This is a genomic window from Curvibacter delicatus NBRC 14919, assembly GCF_001592265.1.
Taxonomy (GTDB): Bacteria; Pseudomonadota; Gammaproteobacteria; order Burkholderiales; family Burkholderiaceae_C; genus Hylemonella; species Hylemonella delicata.
In genome coordinates, this window is record NZ_BCWP01000006.1 from 93,296 (window position 1) to 108,455 (window position 15,160).

Annotated in this window: 15 protein-coding genes; 2 read left to right on the plus strand and 13 right to left on the minus strand. The window is 64.1% G+C overall.

Going from position 1 to position 15,160, the window contains the following annotated elements; translation table 11 throughout:
• Window positions 1–137: 137 nt before the first annotated feature.
• Complete coding sequence (locus CDE01S_RS04795; protein WP_066704500.1) at window positions 138–1,979, plus strand: AMP-dependent synthetase/ligase; 1,842 nt, start codon at window positions 138–140, stop codon at window positions 1,977–1,979.
• A gap of 133 nt (window positions 1,980–2,112) precedes the next feature.
• On the opposite strand, the gene dusA is transcribed toward CDE01S_RS04795, so the two are convergent.
• From dusA to hemN, 4 genes are read right to left on the minus strand one after another with little or no spacing between them, the layout of a single operon-like run.
• Window positions 2,113–3,111 carry a tRNA dihydrouridine(20/20a) synthase DusA gene (gene dusA / locus CDE01S_RS04800; RefSeq protein ID WP_066704501.1) on the minus strand — a complete coding sequence of 333 codons (999 nt, stop codon included), beginning with the start codon at window positions 3,109–3,111 and terminating at the stop codon, window positions 2,113–2,115.
• Between the two features lie 31 nt (window positions 3,112–3,142).
• Window positions 3,143–4,243, minus strand: a complete 1,101-nt coding sequence (locus tag CDE01S_RS04805; protein ID WP_066704502.1) for a GGDEF domain-containing protein — start codon at window positions 4,241–4,243, stop codon at window positions 3,143–3,145.
• Window positions 4,244–4,275: 32 nt separating this feature from the next.
• Complete coding sequence (locus CDE01S_RS04810; protein WP_066704504.1) at window positions 4,276–4,962, minus strand: sulfite exporter TauE/SafE family protein; 687 nt, start codon at window positions 4,960–4,962, stop codon at window positions 4,276–4,278.
• Window positions 4,963–4,995: 33 nt separating this feature from the next.
• Complete coding sequence (hemN, locus tag CDE01S_RS04815) at window positions 4,996–6,393, minus strand: oxygen-independent coproporphyrinogen III oxidase (protein ID WP_066704506.1); 1,398 nt, start codon at window positions 6,391–6,393, stop codon at window positions 4,996–4,998.
• A 137-nt stretch (window positions 6,394–6,530) separates the two neighbouring features.
• Here hemN and fnr point away from each other — a divergent pair, with 137 nt between their 5' ends.
• Window positions 6,531–7,250 carry a fumarate/nitrate reduction transcriptional regulator Fnr gene (gene fnr / locus CDE01S_RS04820; RefSeq protein ID WP_066704508.1) on the plus strand — a complete coding sequence of 240 codons (720 nt, stop codon included), beginning with the start codon at window positions 6,531–6,533 and terminating at the stop codon, window positions 7,248–7,250.
• Window positions 7,251–7,263: 13 nt separating this feature from the next.
• Here the strand turns inward: fnr and CDE01S_RS04825 are convergent, their stop codons facing one another.
• The 9 genes from CDE01S_RS04825 to CDE01S_RS04865 all read right to left on the minus strand — a co-directional run bounded on the left by CDE01S_RS04825 (window position 7,264) and on the right by CDE01S_RS04865 (window position 15,085).
• Window positions 7,264–7,557, minus strand: a complete 294-nt coding sequence (locus CDE01S_RS04825) for a hypothetical protein (RefSeq protein ID WP_066704511.1) — start codon at window positions 7,555–7,557, stop codon at window positions 7,264–7,266.
• A 27-nt stretch (window positions 7,558–7,584) separates the two neighbouring features.
• The gene (locus CDE01S_RS04830) at window positions 7,585–7,866 is read right to left on the minus strand and encodes a FixH family protein (protein ID WP_066704513.1); all 282 of its coding nucleotides are present in this window, start codon (window positions 7,864–7,866) and stop codon (window positions 7,585–7,587) included.
• 9 nt (window positions 7,867–7,875) lie between these two features.
• The gene (gene ccoG, locus CDE01S_RS04835; protein ID WP_066704515.1) at window positions 7,876–9,336 is read right to left on the minus strand and encodes a cytochrome c oxidase accessory protein CcoG; all 1,461 of its coding nucleotides are present in this window, start codon (window positions 9,334–9,336) and stop codon (window positions 7,876–7,878) included.
• A 23-nt stretch (window positions 9,337–9,359) separates the two neighbouring features.
• Window positions 9,360–10,277 (minus strand): cytochrome-c oxidase, cbb3-type subunit III, encoded by a 918-nt coding sequence (gene ccoP / locus CDE01S_RS04840; protein WP_066704516.1) that lies wholly within the window; start codon window positions 10,275–10,277, stop codon window positions 9,360–9,362.
• A 21-nt stretch (window positions 10,278–10,298) separates the two neighbouring features.
• Window positions 10,299–10,436, minus strand: a complete 138-nt coding sequence (locus CDE01S_RS04845) for a CcoQ/FixQ family Cbb3-type cytochrome c oxidase assembly chaperone (protein WP_066704518.1) — start codon at window positions 10,434–10,436, stop codon at window positions 10,299–10,301.
• Between the two features lie 16 nt (window positions 10,437–10,452).
• Window positions 10,453–11,079, minus strand: coding sequence for a cytochrome-c oxidase, cbb3-type subunit II (gene ccoO / locus CDE01S_RS04850; RefSeq protein ID WP_066704520.1), 627 nt, complete (start codon window positions 11,077–11,079; stop codon window positions 10,453–10,455).
• Between the two features lie 16 nt (window positions 11,080–11,095).
• Window positions 11,096–12,532, minus strand: coding sequence for a cytochrome-c oxidase, cbb3-type subunit I (gene ccoN / locus CDE01S_RS04855; protein ID WP_066704521.1), 1,437 nt, complete (start codon window positions 12,530–12,532; stop codon window positions 11,096–11,098).
• A gap of 79 nt (window positions 12,533–12,611) precedes the next feature.
• A complete protein-coding gene (ccoS, locus tag CDE01S_RS04860; protein WP_066704523.1) occupies window positions 12,612–12,749 on the minus strand; it encodes a cbb3-type cytochrome oxidase assembly protein CcoS in 138 nt (45 codons plus the stop codon).
• The gene (locus tag CDE01S_RS04865; RefSeq protein ID WP_066704526.1) at window positions 12,749–15,085 is read right to left on the minus strand and encodes a heavy metal translocating P-type ATPase; all 2,337 of its coding nucleotides are present in this window, start codon (window positions 15,083–15,085) and stop codon (window positions 12,749–12,751) included. The genes ccoS and CDE01S_RS04865 overlap by 1 nt, the downstream gene beginning before the upstream one ends.
• Window positions 15,086–15,160 lie beyond the last annotated feature (75 nt).

Consider the following 15,160-nt stretch of genomic DNA (forward strand, 5'->3'; position numbering starts at 1 on the left):
GGCCCGGACAGCCCTGCCAGTCAGCGTATGATTCGAGGGTTTACCCTAGGCTTGGCAGCCTCCCGGCCGCCTGCAGCCCCGAATCGCGCCGGCCAGGCCCGCCCAGCCGACGCATCCCGTCCTGAATTGTTGATTGCATGCATTCCGTCACTCCCGATCTCGGCCGCGTCGACACGTTGCCCCAATTGCTCGCATTCCGCGCCGCCACCAGCCCCCAGCGCGAAGCCTTCCGTGAATTCGATGCCGCCAGCGGCCGCTGGCTCAGCCTGAGCTGGGCCGCCACCCTGGAACGGGTGAAACAATGGCAACGCGCCCTGGCGGCCAGCCAGCTGCCGGTCGGCGCCCGTGTGGCCATCCTGCTGCCCAACGGCCTGAATGCCATGAGCATCGACCAGGCCACCCTGGCCCAGGGCGCCGTGCCGGTGCCGCTGCATGCCATCGACAACCCCGGCAGCATTGCCTACATCCTGGCCGATTGCGAAGCCTCGCTGCTCATGGTGACGTCCGCCGAGCAATGGGAGAAGATCCGCGACGTGGGCACCCCGCTGCCGGCGCTGCGCACCGTGGTGGTGACCGATGTGGACCACCCCCTGCCCGCCACCACCAGCAGCCTGTCGGTGGTCACTTTGGCCGATTGGCTGGCTCGCGGCCAGGCCGATGTCAGCCTGGCCACGCCACCCGGCCCCGAGGACCTGGCGGCCATCGTCTACACCTCCGGCACCACCGGCAAACCCAAGGGCGTCATGCTGTCGCACCGCAACGTGGTGGCCAACGTGAAAGCCGTGCTGCCGCGCGTCACGCCCACCGAAGACGACGTTTTCCTGTCCTTCCTGCCGCTGTCGCACACCTTCGAGCGCACGGCCGGTTACTACCTGCCGATCGCGGCGGGCAGTTGCGTGGCGTACGCACGCTCGGTGGCGCTGCTGGCGGAAGACCTGAAGATCGTGCGCCCGACGGTGCTGATCTCGGTCCCCCGCATCTACGAGCGGGTGTATGCCAAGCTGCTGGAAAAGGTCTCCGCCTCGCCCTTCAAGATGCGTCTGTTCGAGGCGGCACAGGCCGTGGGCTGGCGCCGCTTCCGGGCTGGCCAGGGCTTGCTGCCCCCGCGGCCGGAAGATGAACGGGCCGCCGGCCTCTGGCGCTTGCTGCCCTGGTCGCTGTTGCAGCGCCTGGTGGCGCAGCCCCTGCTGGCGCAGTTCGGCGGCCGCGTGCGCGTGGCCGTCAGCGGCGGCGCGCCCCTGTCGCCGACGATCGCCCGCTGTTTCCTCGGCCTGGGCCTGCCGCTACTGCAAGGCTACGGCATGACCGAGACCTCACCGGTGGTGGCCGTGAATGCCCTGAGCGACAACGACCCGGTCACGGTGGGGCGGGCGCTGCCCGGGGTTGCCGTCCGGATCGGCGCCAACCGCGAACTGCTCGTGAGCGGGCCGTCCGTGATGAAGGGCTACTGGAAACGCCCCGAAGACACCGACCGCATCCTGTCGGTTGACGGCTGGCTGGCCTCGGGCGACCAGGCCGAGATCCGCGATGGCCGCATCCGCATCCTGGGGCGCATCAAGGAAATCATCGTGACCTCCACCGGCGAAAAGGTTCCGCCGGGCGACCTGGAACTGGCCATCACCTCAGACCCGCTGTTCGAGCAGGTATTCGTGGTCGGTGAGCAGCGCCCCTTCATCGCCTGCGTGGCCGTGGTGCAGCGCGACGAATGGCGCCGCCTGGCCGAAGAACTAGGCCTCGACCCGGATGACACCGCCAGCCTGAGCCACCCGGACGCACTGAAGGCCGCATTGGCACGCATCGAGCATGTGACGTCGAGTTTTGCGCGTTATGCCGTGCCGCGCGCCGTGGCACTGTCGCTGGAGCCCTGGACCATCGACAACACCTTCATGACCCCGACGCTCAAGCTCAAGCGCAACAACCTGATGGGCCACTTCGGTGAGCAGATCGAGCTGATGTACCAGAAGCCGGCCGCTCGCTGAGCGGCCGAGGCGCTGGCCAGCGGGGTCTTCCGGCAGAAACAGCCGATGCGCCAGCGCCAATCGCTATTATTTTTATAGCTGCTGGCGAAATATTGGCAAGGGCATCAGCCCGATTTCCCTTGGAACCCGGCGATCAGGCCGCCTTCGGCACCGCCTCATGCGCCAGCGCCAGAACCTCGTGCGGCGGCAGGGTCTTGAGTTTGTGGTCGCTCCAGACCTGCCGCCAGCGCCGTGCGCCCGGCAGTCCATGACGCAGGCCCAGCATGTGGCGGGCAATGGCATACCAGGACGTGCCATGCTCGGCCGCCTCGCGCACCATGTAGTCCACCATCTGCGCCTCCACCGCTTCGCGCGTCAGGCCCGACGGTGCGGCGCCGTAATACGCGGCATCCCATTCGGCCAGCCACCAGGGGTTGTGATAGGCCTCGCGCCCGACCATCACGCCGTCGAGCTGCGCCAGTTGGGTTGCCACCTGCGCTCCCGTGCTGATGCCGCCGTTGACGACGATGGTCAGCTGCGGGAACTCGCGCTTGAGCCGGTGCACCAGCTCGTAGCGCAGCGGCGGCACCTCGCGGTTTTCCTTCGGCGACAGCCCCTTGAGCCAGGCATTGCGGGCGTGGACGATGAACACGTGACAGCCAGCCTCGGCCACCGCCCCCACGAAGTCGCGCACAAAGTCGTAACTCTCGGTCTTGTCGATGCCGATGCGGTGCTTCACCGTCACCGGCACCGAGACCACATCCACCATGGCCTTGACGCAATCGGCCACCAGCTGCGGCTCGGCCATCAGGCAGGCGCCGAAGGCACCGCGCTGCACGCGCTCGCTCGGGCAGCCGCAGTTCAGGTTGATCTCGTCATAGCCCCACTCCTCGCCCAGCGCGGCACAACGGGCCAAGTCGGCCGGCTCGCTCCCGCCCAGCTGCAGCGCCACGGGGTGCTCTTCCGCATTGAAGCGCAGGTGACGCGCCACGTCGCCATGCAGCAGCGCACCGGTGGTGACCATCTCGGTGTACAGCAGGCTCTGGCAGGTCAGCAGGCGGTGGAAGTAGCGGCAATGGCGGTCGGTCCAGTCCAGCATGGGGGCAACCGACATGCGCCAGCGCTCAGGGGCAACAGGCTTCTTCAAAGGCATGCGCGGATTATCCCAGCCCAGGTACGACTGTTCAGGGGGTTTCGTCAGCACGCACCACGCGATTGCGCCCCGTTGCCTTGGCCTCGTAGAGCGCCTTGTCGGCACGCGCCACCAGGGTAAGGCTGTCCTGGCTGGTGCTTGCTGCCGCAACCCCCAGACTGACCGTGACGGGCCGGTGCGGCCAAACGGCATCCTGCACTTCCTGGCGGATGCGCTCGGCCACGCCCAGCGCCTCGGCCATGCGGGTGTCCGGCAGGACGATGGCGAACTCTTCCCCGCCGTAACGGGCGACCCGGTCGTAAGGCCGGGCCTGCGACTGCAGCACGCGGGCGAGCTGCTGCAAGGCCTCGTCGCCGCGAACGTGGCCGAATTCGTCATTGAATGCCTTGAAGCCGTCAATGTCGAGCAGGATCAAGGCCAGCGAGGAATTCGTGCGTGCCATGCGCGCCGAATCCTCCCGCAGGATCTGGTCAAAGGCGCGCCGGTTCTTGAGCCCGGTCAGCGCATCGGTCATGGTTTGCTGGGCCAACTCAAGAATCACCTGGTCCAGCCGATTCTGGGTGGCCTCCAGTTGCTGCTGGCGCTCCTGCTGCGCTTGCGCCAGCGCTTCCAGCTCGGCCAGAGCCCGACGCAACTCCAGCAAACGGACGACTTGCCGCGCCAGCGCCTGCAGGGCCGTGGCCATGGCGGGTGTCAGGCGGCGCGGTACCTTGTCGATGATGCACAGCGTGCCCAACGCACTGCCGGACGATGTGACCAGCGGCGCCCCGGCATAAAAGCGGATGCCGGGCTCGCCCGTCACCAGCGGGTTGTGGGCAAAACGCGGATCCTGCGTCGCATCCGGCACCTCCATGATGGCGGCCGGGTTGAGGATGGCGTGGGCGCAGAAGGCCAGCTCGCGCGGCGTCTGCGGCACCTCCAGACCCACCTTGGCCTTGAACCACTGGCGCTCGCTGTCAATCAGGCTGATCAATGCCACCGGAACACCGCAGATGTGCGCGGCCAGCGTGACAATGTCGTCGTAGGACTGCTCGGGCAGGCTGTCCAGAATCCGGAAGGACTCAAGGGCCTGCAGCCGCGTCTCTTCATCAGCCGGAAGCTGCGCAGGGATACCGCAAGGTGAACTCGCCATAAAGCGCGATGATAGCGCCCGCCCCTTTTCCCTCAGACACTGGGGGTCACGCACCAGGGTGCCGTGTTGTGCACCAGCCCCATCCACAAGGCCCAGGCCGAACTGGCTGCCAGCGCCAGCCCTGCCAGCCGAACACCCCAATCCCCGGCACCGGGTTGACCACTCAGACGCAGCCACAGCCACGGGCCGGCCATCATCGAAACGCTGGTGCCCAGGGCAAACAAGGCCATCACGGCGGCCCCCTCCAGCGGATGGCTGGTCATGGCCGCCACCAGCAGGGCCGAGTACAGCAGGCCGCAGGGCAGCAAGGCCCACAACATGCCGATCACCAGCGGCGCGCCATGGCCCCGCCCGGCGGCCAGTGCCCGGGCCCCGGCCCACAGCCTGCGCCCGGCGCTCTCCAGCCAGATCGGCTGCTGCGCCTTCCACAGCAGCAAAAGCCCCAGCAACAGGGCAGCCACGTGGAACAGGCTCCAGACCGGACGCAGGGCCGAGGACTGGATGGTGAGCCAGCCCAGGCCCTGGATGGAAGCGGCGGCCAGACCGCCCAGGATGGCATAACCGATGATGCGCCCGAACTGGAACGTCCACATGGCCGCATTCTTGTGGGCGCCGGCGGCCTGGCCGATGCCGGCACAGGCGGCGCCACACATGGCGATACAGTGGGGACCGCCCGCCAGCCCCATGAGCAGGGCCGTGACGGCAAGTGATGTCTGCATGTGCCCGAGTCTAGAGCAACTCCAGGTGGATGCTCAGATGATCTTGGAGAAGCGCGCGCGGTTGCGGTCGGCCTGCAGATAGCGGTCGAACACCATGGCCACGGCCCGCACGAAGAACCAGCCGTTGGCCGTGACCTGGACGCCGCTGTCGTCCACCGTCACCAGCCCCTGCTCCACCAGGCTCTGCAGCGTTGCCATCTCGGCAGCAAAGTAGCTGCGGAAATCGATCAGGTAGGCCAACTCGATGGACTCGAACAGCACCTCCCCCTGACACATCAGGGCCATGATGACGGCGCGGCGCACCAGGTCATCGCGCGACAAGGCCAGCCCGCGCACCACGGCAAAGCGGCCATGGTCGATGGCGTCGTAATACTCTTCCAGCGTCTTGGCGTTCTGGCTGTAGGTCGCGCCGATCCGGCCGATGGACGACACACCCAGGGCGATCAGGTCACAATCCGGCTGGGTGCTGTAGCCCTGGAAATTGCGGTGCAGGCGCCCCTGCCGCTTGGCGATCGCCAAGGCATCGTTGGGCAGGGCGAAATGGTCCATGCCCACATAGACGTAGCCGGCCCCCATGAAGGTGGCCAGCGAATTCGACAGCATGGACAGCTTGGCCGCCGCACCGGGCAACTCGGCACTGGCAATACGCCGCTGCGGCTTGAAGCGCTCCGGCAAGTGCGCATAGGCATACAGCGCGATACGGTCCGGCCGCAACTCGGTGACCTGCTTGAGCGTGCGCGCAAACGACTCGGGCGTCTGCTGCGGCAAACCGTAGATCAGATCAACGTTGATCGACTCGAAACCGCGGGCGCGCGCCGCATCAACCAAGGCAAACACCTGCTCGGCCGGCTGCACCCGGTGCACCGCCTTCTGCACGGCGGGGTCAAAGTCCTGCACACCGAAGCTCAACCGGTTGAAACCGAGTTCGGCCAGCGTATCGAGCCGGCTGGCGTCGATGGTCCGCGGGTCAACTTCAATCGAGTACTCACCGCCGGGCGTCAGCGTGAAGTTGCGTCGCAACATCGCCATGAGTTCACGCAGCTCGGCATCGCTGAGAAAGGTCGGTGTGCCACCACCCAAGTGCAGCTGCGACACCGTCTGCCCGACGCCCAGCTGGGCGGTGTGCAGATCCACCTCGCGACTCAGGTAGCACAGGTACTCAGCCGCGCGGTCATGGTGCTTGGTGATGATCTTGTTGCAGGCGCAGTAGTAGCACAGGGATTCGCAAAAAGGAATGTGCACATACAACGACAGCGGCAGCACCAAGGCGGCCGCACCCGAACGACGCTGCTGCAGGGCCTGCACGTAATCGTTCGCCGTGAAAGCCTCGACAAAGCGGTCTGCCGTTGGATAGGAGGTATAGCGCGGCCCGGCCACGTCATAACGGCGCAGCAACTCGGGGGATACGGGCTCAACGGTTTCGGCATTCATGGGGGATCCTCGACTGATGCTCAATGTGCCCGGAAAGCGCAAATCCCTTCTTGATGTGCATCAAATACTGGTAAGGTATGGGCCTGAGCCCGGGGAAACCAGGAGATGCTGCGATGGCTGATGTCAAAATACAGTCTATGAATCCGCAAACGATCAAAGTTGCCTGCTCGAACTGCAACCTGCGCGAACTGTGCATGCCCATGGGGCTGACCCCCGAAGAGATTGACCGCCTGGACAACGTGGTTGCCAACCGCCGGAAAATCAAGCGTGGTACCTCGCTGTTCCGCAATGGGGAGAAGTTCAGTTCGCTCTACGCCATCCGCACCGGCTTCTTCAAGACCTGCGTCGCCTCCGAGGATGGGCGCGACCAGGTGACCGGCTTCCAGATGGCGGGCGAGATCATCGGTCTGGACGGCATCGTGAATGACCACCATACCTGTGATGCGGTGGCGCTGGAGGATGCCGAGGTCTGCGTCATGCCCTTTGACCGCATCGAGGACCTGTCGCGCGAGATCAACGGCCTGCAGCGCCATGTCCACAAGATCATGAGCCGCGAAATCGTGCGCGAGCACGGTGTCATGCTGCTGTTGGGCAGCATGCGTGCCGAGGAACGTCTGGCGGCCTTCCTGCTGAATCTGGTGCAACGCCTGCACGCCCGCGGTTTCTCGCAGTCCGAACTGGTCCTGCGCATGACGCGCGAGGAGATCGGCAGCTACCTGGGTCTCAAGCTGGAGACCGTGAGTCGGACTTTTTCAAAGTTTGTGGAAGATGGCATCGTCGAAGTCAAGCAGCGCCATGTGCGCATTCTTAACACCGATGCCCTGTCCCAGATCGTCAACCACCAGGAATGCCACTGAGGTCGCAGCGACCTTAACAGCATCCCTCCTGCTTGGGGCAGCCCTCCGGGCGCTCCGTGGCGGGCAGCGGGCATTGATTGACCTCAAAGGGCGACATGGCCAGCAGCGCGGTGAGTCCGCTGGACAGCATGGTCATCACCCAGAACACAAAAAACGCCAGCGTGTAGACGCCTTGGCGTGACAGGGTCACCGGCTGACCGAACCAGTGCAGATCCTGCGGATCGACCATGGCAAACACCAGCATCTCCAGCACACCCGCCACCAGAAAGGCAGGCCAGGCTATCCACATCATTTTCTGCATGTTCATGCTTGTCTCCTGATAGCCTGAGTGTAATCAGGGCTGGGGCGATGGCTTGGCAGCGGGTGCCACGCCGGTGGCGGCATGGTTGCGCGCCTGGATGGCCGGCGCCAGGCTGCTGGGAGCAGCCTCCAGGGTTTTATTGATCTCGATTCCCTGCCGGTAGTAATCCTCGCTGACCACAGGGTCGGGTGTGCGCACAGCCAGGTACAGGGTCACGAAACCGGCGACCACCACGACCGCGGGGCCGGCCAGCACCATCCAGACGTGACCGAACTTCCACCAGGGTTGGGCCACCACATGGGCGCTCTTGCTCATACGTACTCCTTAACGTGGCACCAGGAACACGGATTTCTCACTCACGTGCGCCGGCGCATCCTGCGCGGCAATCTCGAAATGGATGGGGTGCGACCCAGGGGCCGCTGCCTCATAAGGCAATTGGGCACGGATCACCACCCAGCGTGCCTCGGTCGGGTTGACGGCCACCAGCGGGTCCTGGTCGGCGGCCAGCTGCAGGCCGGGCAAGCCCGAGACCGTGATCTTGTACTGCTGTGCCGTCTCGGTCGCGTTCATGACCTGCAGGCGGTACACGTTCTCGATCATGCCGCCGGAAACGATGCGCGCCATCACGCCGCGATCACGCACCACGTCCACCTTCAGCGGCGTGCGTGTTGCCAGGCTGATCAACATGGCCAGGCTGACGGCCAGCAGGATGCTGGTGTAGATCAGCACGCGTGGCCGCAGCACATGGCGCAAAGTCTGGGCACGCGTCCAGCCCAGTTGCACCGAGTTCTGCGTCGTGTACTTGATGAGGCCGCGCGGATAGTTCATCTTGTCCATGACGTCGTCACAGACATCGATGCAAGCCGCGCAACTGATGCATTCGTACTGGAGCCCTTTGCGGATGTCGATCCCGGTGGGGCACACCTGCACACACAGGGTGCAATCAATACAGGAACCCAGGCCCAGCGCCTGGGGATCGGCCTTGCGCGAGCGGGCACCGCGCGGCTCGCCACGCCGCTCGTCGTAGGAGACGATCAGCGTGTCCTTGTCGAACATGGCGCTCTGGAAACGAGCGTAGGGACACATGTACTTGCACACCTGCTCGCGCATGTAGCCGGCGAAACCGTAGGTGGCAAAACCATAGAAGAAAACCCAGAAGATTTCCCACGGCCCCAGCGTGGCCTGCAGGAAGGACCGACCCAACTCGTGGATGGGCGTGAAATAGCCAACAAACGTGAAGCCGGTCCACAGCGCCACTGAAATCCAGGCGAGTTGCTTGGCACCCTTGAGGGAGAGCTTCCTGACGGACATCGGCGCGCTGTCGAGCCGCATCCGTGCGCTGCGGTCACCTTCGATCTTGCGCTCGATCCAGAGGAAGATTTCGGTGTAAACCGTCTGCGGGCAGGCGTAGCCGCACCATTGACGGCCCGCTACCGCAGTAAAAAGGAAAAGCGACAGCGCCGAGATGACCAGCAGACCCGTCAAATAAATGAAGTCCTGCGGGTACAGGACCAGACCGAAGATGTAGAACCGCCGCGCTTCGAGATCGAACAGCACCGCCTGGCGCTGTCCCCACTCCAACCATGGCAAACCGTAGAACACCAGCTGCGTCAGGAACACCATCCCCCAGCGCCAGCGTGCGAACAGGCCGGAAACGCTGCGGGGATAGACCTTCTTGTGCGCCTGGTACAAAGAAACCATCTCCGCATCGTCCGCATCGGATGACGTCACCTCCTGCGAGACGATGGGAATGATCTTTTTGTCTGTGCTGTCGGGATGGTTCAAAACAACTCCGGTCGGCTTACTGCTTACTTGGCCGCCACTTTAGCGCCGTTCGACAGACTCCAGACATACGAGGTCAGAACCTGGATCTGGCTTTCGCTCAGCTTGCCTTCCTGGGCCGGCATCTGATTGACCTTGCCGTTGTTGATCATGGCAACAATGGCATTCTCGCCATAACCATGCAACCAGATGTCATCGGTCAGGTTGGGGGCGCCCAGAGCCTGGTTGCCCTTGCCATCCATGCCGTGGCAGGCGGCGCAGGCGCCAAACTTGGCCTTGCCCAGCGAAGCACGCAGGGAGTCATGCGGGCTGCCCGACAGGCTCAGAACGTAGTGCGCCACGTTCTTCACGTCATCCGGCGTGCCCACGGCAGCCGCCATGGGCGGCATGTTGCCGATACGGCCTTTGGTGATGGTTTCCTTGATCTTGTCCGGTGTACCGCCATGCAGCCAGTCGCCATCGGTCAGGTTGGGGAAGCCCTTGCTGCCGCGCGCATCCGAGCCGTGGCACTGCGCGCAGTTGTTCATGAACACGCGCTCACCGATGCCCATGGCCTGAGGGTCCTTGGACATGTCTTCAGGGGTCATGCCGGCAAACTTGGCATACAGGGGGGCAACATCCTTTTCCCCCTTCTCCATCTCGGCCTTGTGCTGACCCAGAGACGTCCAACCCAGCTTGCCTGCACTGGTCCCCAGACCGGGGTACATGGCCAGGTAGACCGCGCTGAAGACGATCGTGATGACGAACAGCCACACCCACCAGCGCGGCAGGGGGTTGTTCATCTCGCGCAGATCACCGTCCCAGATGTGGCCGGTCGTGTTGTCGTTCGAAGTCATTGCCTTGGCTTTGCCGCTGAACCACAGCAGCAGCAGACAGGCGGCAATGCCCACGACAGTGATCACGGTAACGTAGACCGACCAGAAGTTGCTTGTAAAGTCGCTCATTTTTCTTCCTTTGACGGCTCGTTATTCCTGTTCGAAAGGCAGCATGGCGGCCTGTTCGAAATCAGCGGCATTGCGCTTGGACCACGCCCACAGCACGATGCCGATGAAGGTGATGAAGCTGGCCACGGTGGCAATGGAACGAAGGGTATTGACATCCATGATGTGATCTCCCGTCTTACTTGAGTGCCGTACCCAGAACCTGCAGATAGGCGATCAGCGCTTCGACTTCCGTCTTGCCCTTGACCTCTTCCACGGCCTTGGCGATCTGCTCGTCGGTGTAGGGCACGCCGACCGTGCGCAGCGCCTTCATGTGCGCCGGCATGACCGATGCATCAACCGTGTCCTTGAGCAGCCAGGGATAGGCCGGCATGTTGGACTCGGGCACCAGATCACGCGGGTTGTTCAGGTGGATGCGGTGCCACTCGTCGCTGTAGCGGCCACCGACACGCGCCAGGTCAGGACCGGTGCGTTTGCTGCCCCACTGGAACGGGTGGTCGTAGACCGACTCGCCTGCCACTGAATAGTGGCCGTAGCGCAGCGTCTCGGCACGGAACGGACGGATCATCTGCGAATGGCAGTTGTAGCAGCCTTCGCGGACGTAGATGTCACGCCCGGCCAGTTGCAGCGCCGTGTAGGGCTGGATGCCCTTGATCGGCTCGGTGGTGGACTTCTGGAAGAACAGCGGCACGATCTCGACCAGACCGCCGACCAACAGCACCAACAAGATGAGAACGATCATCAGGAAGTTGTTGGTCTCGATTTTCTCGTGCGACATGCCGCCGCTCGTGTTGTGGTTTGCCATGATGGTTTCCTTCTTCTTATGCGTGAGACGCAACGGCCGGGATGGTGACGTTGACCGAGCGGCCGGCAGTGGCCGTCTTGATCACGTTCCACAGCATGACCAGCATGCCACCCAGGTAGAGCAGACCACCGAGCAGACGCAGCACATAGAACGGGAAGGTGGCCTTGACCGACTCGACGAAGGTGTAGGTCAGCGTACCGTCCGCGTTGATGGCGCGCCACATCAGACCCTGCATCACGCCGGCAATCCACATGGCAGCGATATAGATCACGATGCCGATGGTGGCAGTCCAGAAGTGGACTTCAATCGCCTTGACGCTGTACATCTGCTTCTGGCCGAACAGGCGCGGGATCAGGTAGTACATGGAGCCCATGGTGACCAGACCCACCCAGCCCAAGGCGCCGGAGTGCACGTGGCCCACGGTCCAGTCGGTGTAGTGGCTCAGGGCATTGACGGTCTTGATCGACATCATCGGGCCTTCGAACGTGCTCATGCCGTAGAAGGACAGCGACACGATCAGGAAGCGCAGGATCGGGTCGTCACGCAGCTTGTGCCAAGCGCCCGACAGGGTCATGATGCCGTTGATCATGCCGCCCCAGCTGGGCGCCAGCAGGATCAGCGAGAACACCATGCCGACCGACTGGGTCCAGTCCGGCAGTGCGGTGTAGTGCAGGTGGTGCGGACCCGCCCACATGTAGGTGAAGATCAGGGCCCAGAAGTGGACGATGGACAGGCGATAGCTGTACACCGGACGCTCTGCCTGCTTCGGAATGAAGTAGTACATCATGCCCAGGAAACCAGCGGTCAGGAAGAAGCCCACGGCGTTGTGGCCGTACCACCACTGCACCATGGCATCCTGCACACCGGCGTAGGCCGAGTAGGACTTGAGAAAACCGGCCGGGATGGCTGCGCTGTTGACGAGGTGCAGCAGAGCCACGGCGATGATGAAGGCGCCGAAGAACCAGTTGGCCACATAGATGTGCTTGACCTTGCGGGTACCCACCGTGCCGAAGAACACGACGGCAAACGCCACCCAGACCAGCGTGATCAGGATGTCGATCGGCCACTCCAGCTCGGCGTACTCCTTGCCGGAGGTGTAGCCCAGCGGCAAAGAGATGGCGGCCAGCAGGATCACCAGTTGCCAGCCCCAGAAGGTGAAGGCGGCCAGCTTGTCGCTGAAGATGCGCACCTGACAGGTTCGCTGCACCACGTAGTAGGCGGCGGCAAACAAGCCGCAACCGCCAAAGGCGAAGATCACGGCATTGGTGTGCAACGGTCGCAGACGACCGTAACTCAGCCATGAAATGCCCAGATTGAGTTCGGGCCAGGTCAGTTGGGCGGCGATGATCACGCCAACCAACATGCCCACCACGCCCCATACCACCGTCATGATGGCGAACTGTCGTACAACGGTGTCGTTGTAGACAGTGGCTTTTGTGTTTGCAAATGTCATGTGCACCTCTTTTCTTAGTTGTCCGCGATCAAGTCTGTAACAAAGTTCTCAGAATCCATTTGACTCATATCAACCGCGCTCAAGAATCCCGCAAAATCCGCTCGCCTTCGGCCTCGATGTCCTCAAATTGGCCTCGCTCGATCGCCCACCACAGGCCGCCGAGGATGAAAAACACCAAGATGACCGAGAGCGGAATCAGTAAATAGAGTATGTCCATCAGGTTACCTTCGTGTGACGCCAGCCACCAGCCAGGCGCAGGGCATTGAGCACCACCAGCAGCGAACTCGACGCCATGCCGAGACCGGCCAGCCAGGCGGGAAGCCAGCCAACCACCGCCAGTGGCACACAGACAGCGTTGTAGGCCACCGCCCACCACAGATTCTGGTTCACCACCCCCATGGTGCGACGCGCCAGCTGCAGCGACTGCCCGACACTGGCCAACTGCTCCCCCAGCACCACAAAATCAGCCTGCGCGCGGGCCAGCGGCACGGCGTGACCAACCGCAAACGACACATGGGCGCCAGCCAGCACCGGCCCGTCGTTCAGGCCATCCCCAACGACCGCCACGTGCTTGCCATTCTGCTGCGCACTGCGAAGAAAGGCCAGCTTGTCCTGCGGGGTGCAGCCCCCGCGCGCCTGCTGGATGCCAAGTTGCGAGGCCACCCGAGCCACCGCCTGCACACCATCGCCGGACAGGATCTGCACCTCAATCCCAGACGCCTGCATGGCTGCCACCGTGCTGAGGGCATCGGGCCGGATGTCCTCGCCCAGCTCAAACGTGGCCAGCCAGCCCTGCGCATCACTCAGACAAGCATGCGGCCCCTGCGGCACAGCCTCGTGAACGCCGCAGAAGCGGGACGCCCCCAAATGCACCTCTTGCGCAGGCCCTGTCGCCTCGGGCGGCACCAGTTGGCCGACCAGCCCCTGGCCGGCCAGTTCACGCACATCGCTTGACCGCCAGGCCACCAGCCCCCTGCCCTGCCCGGCGGCGGCCAGGGCGCGCGACACCGGGTGCAGCGACTGCTGCGCCAGCGCCATGGCCATGGCCAGCGCCTGTTCATCACTCACGCCGGCACGGGTCCGGATGGCTTGCAGCACCATGGCGTCGCGCGTCAGGGTGCCGGTCTTGTCAAACACCACCATGTCGACTTCCGCCAGCGCTTCCAGCCCACCCAGCCGGCGTACCAGCACGCCATGACGCGCCAGCCTCCCGGCGGCTGCCAGCATGGCCGCCGGCGTCGCCAGCGACAAGGCACACGGACAGGTCACCACCAGCACCGCCACCGCCACCATCAGCGCATGACCGGGGTCGTGTGCCCACCAGTACGCCGCAGCACCCGCAGCCGCCAGCAAAACCCCCACCAGGAACGGTTTGGCCAGGCGGTCCACCCGCTGCGCCAATTGCGGCTTGCTGCTGGCGGCCTGCTCCATCAGCGCCACGATCTGGGCAAAACGGGTGTCGGCCCCGGTGCGGTCCACCCGCACCAGCACAGAGGCAGCCAGATTGTGGCTGCCAGCAATCACGGCCTCCCCTACACCACGGGGAATCGGCCGCGACTCCCCCGTGAGCAGCGCCTCGTCGGCCAGCGTCTGACCTTGCAGCACGGTGCCGTCCGCGGGAAACGCTTCGCCCGGCAGAATGCGCACCACATCACCTGCCTTCAGCCGCCGCACCGCGACACGCTCGAACGTTCCGTCGGCGCGCTGACGCTCGACACTGTCAGGCAGGCGGTTCATCAGGGCATCGAGGGCACCGGCGGTGCGGTCGCGCAGGCGCAACTCCAGCCAGCGGCCGGTGAGCAGGAAGAAGACGAACATGGTCAGGGAATCGAAGTACACCTCTTTCCCGAAAATGCCCTGCGGATCAAAGGTGCCCGCCGTGCTGACCACAAAGGTGATGCCCATGCCCAGCGCCACAGGCAGGTCCATGCTGATGCGACGTTGCGCCACATCGCGCAGCGCAGCAGAAAAGAAGGGGCCACAGGAAAACAGCATGACCGGCAAGGTCAGCACCCAGGAGGCCCAGCGCAGCAACTGCTCCATCTCGGCAGAGAGATCACCCGGCAGCGCCACATAGGCCGGCCATGCGTACATCATCACCTGCATCATGCACAGGCCGGCCACCGACCAGCGCCACAGTGCCTTGCGGGTTTCCTGGCGGCGACGCTGGTTGGCGAAGGCATCATTGGCCGGCACGGCACGGTAACCGGCCTTGAGCACCGCCTGCATCCAGCCCGAAGGCTGCACGGCATCGGCCTGCCAGACCACGCGGGCGCGGTGGCTGCCGGCGCTGACACTGGCACTGGCCACGCCGGGAACGCCGCGCAAGGCGTCCTCGACCGTCAGCGCGCAGGCCGCACAGTGCATGCCTTCGATGACCAGATGGGATTCCCAGCAATCGGCCTGGCCCTGAACCGGCCGGCTGAAGGCCGACCACTCCTGCGGATCGTCAAGCAGGCCAAGGTTGGCCGGGGCTGAGTCCACGGGCGGCTCAGCAGCTTCTGCCCTTTTGCGTTCCGGCAAGAACGTTGTGGCAAGACTTGCTGTTTGCATAGTGCTCAAGCGTATCGGGGCGCACCCGCCTCTGTCTTGATTTGGATCAAGACGATAACAGAAGTGAACGTAGTA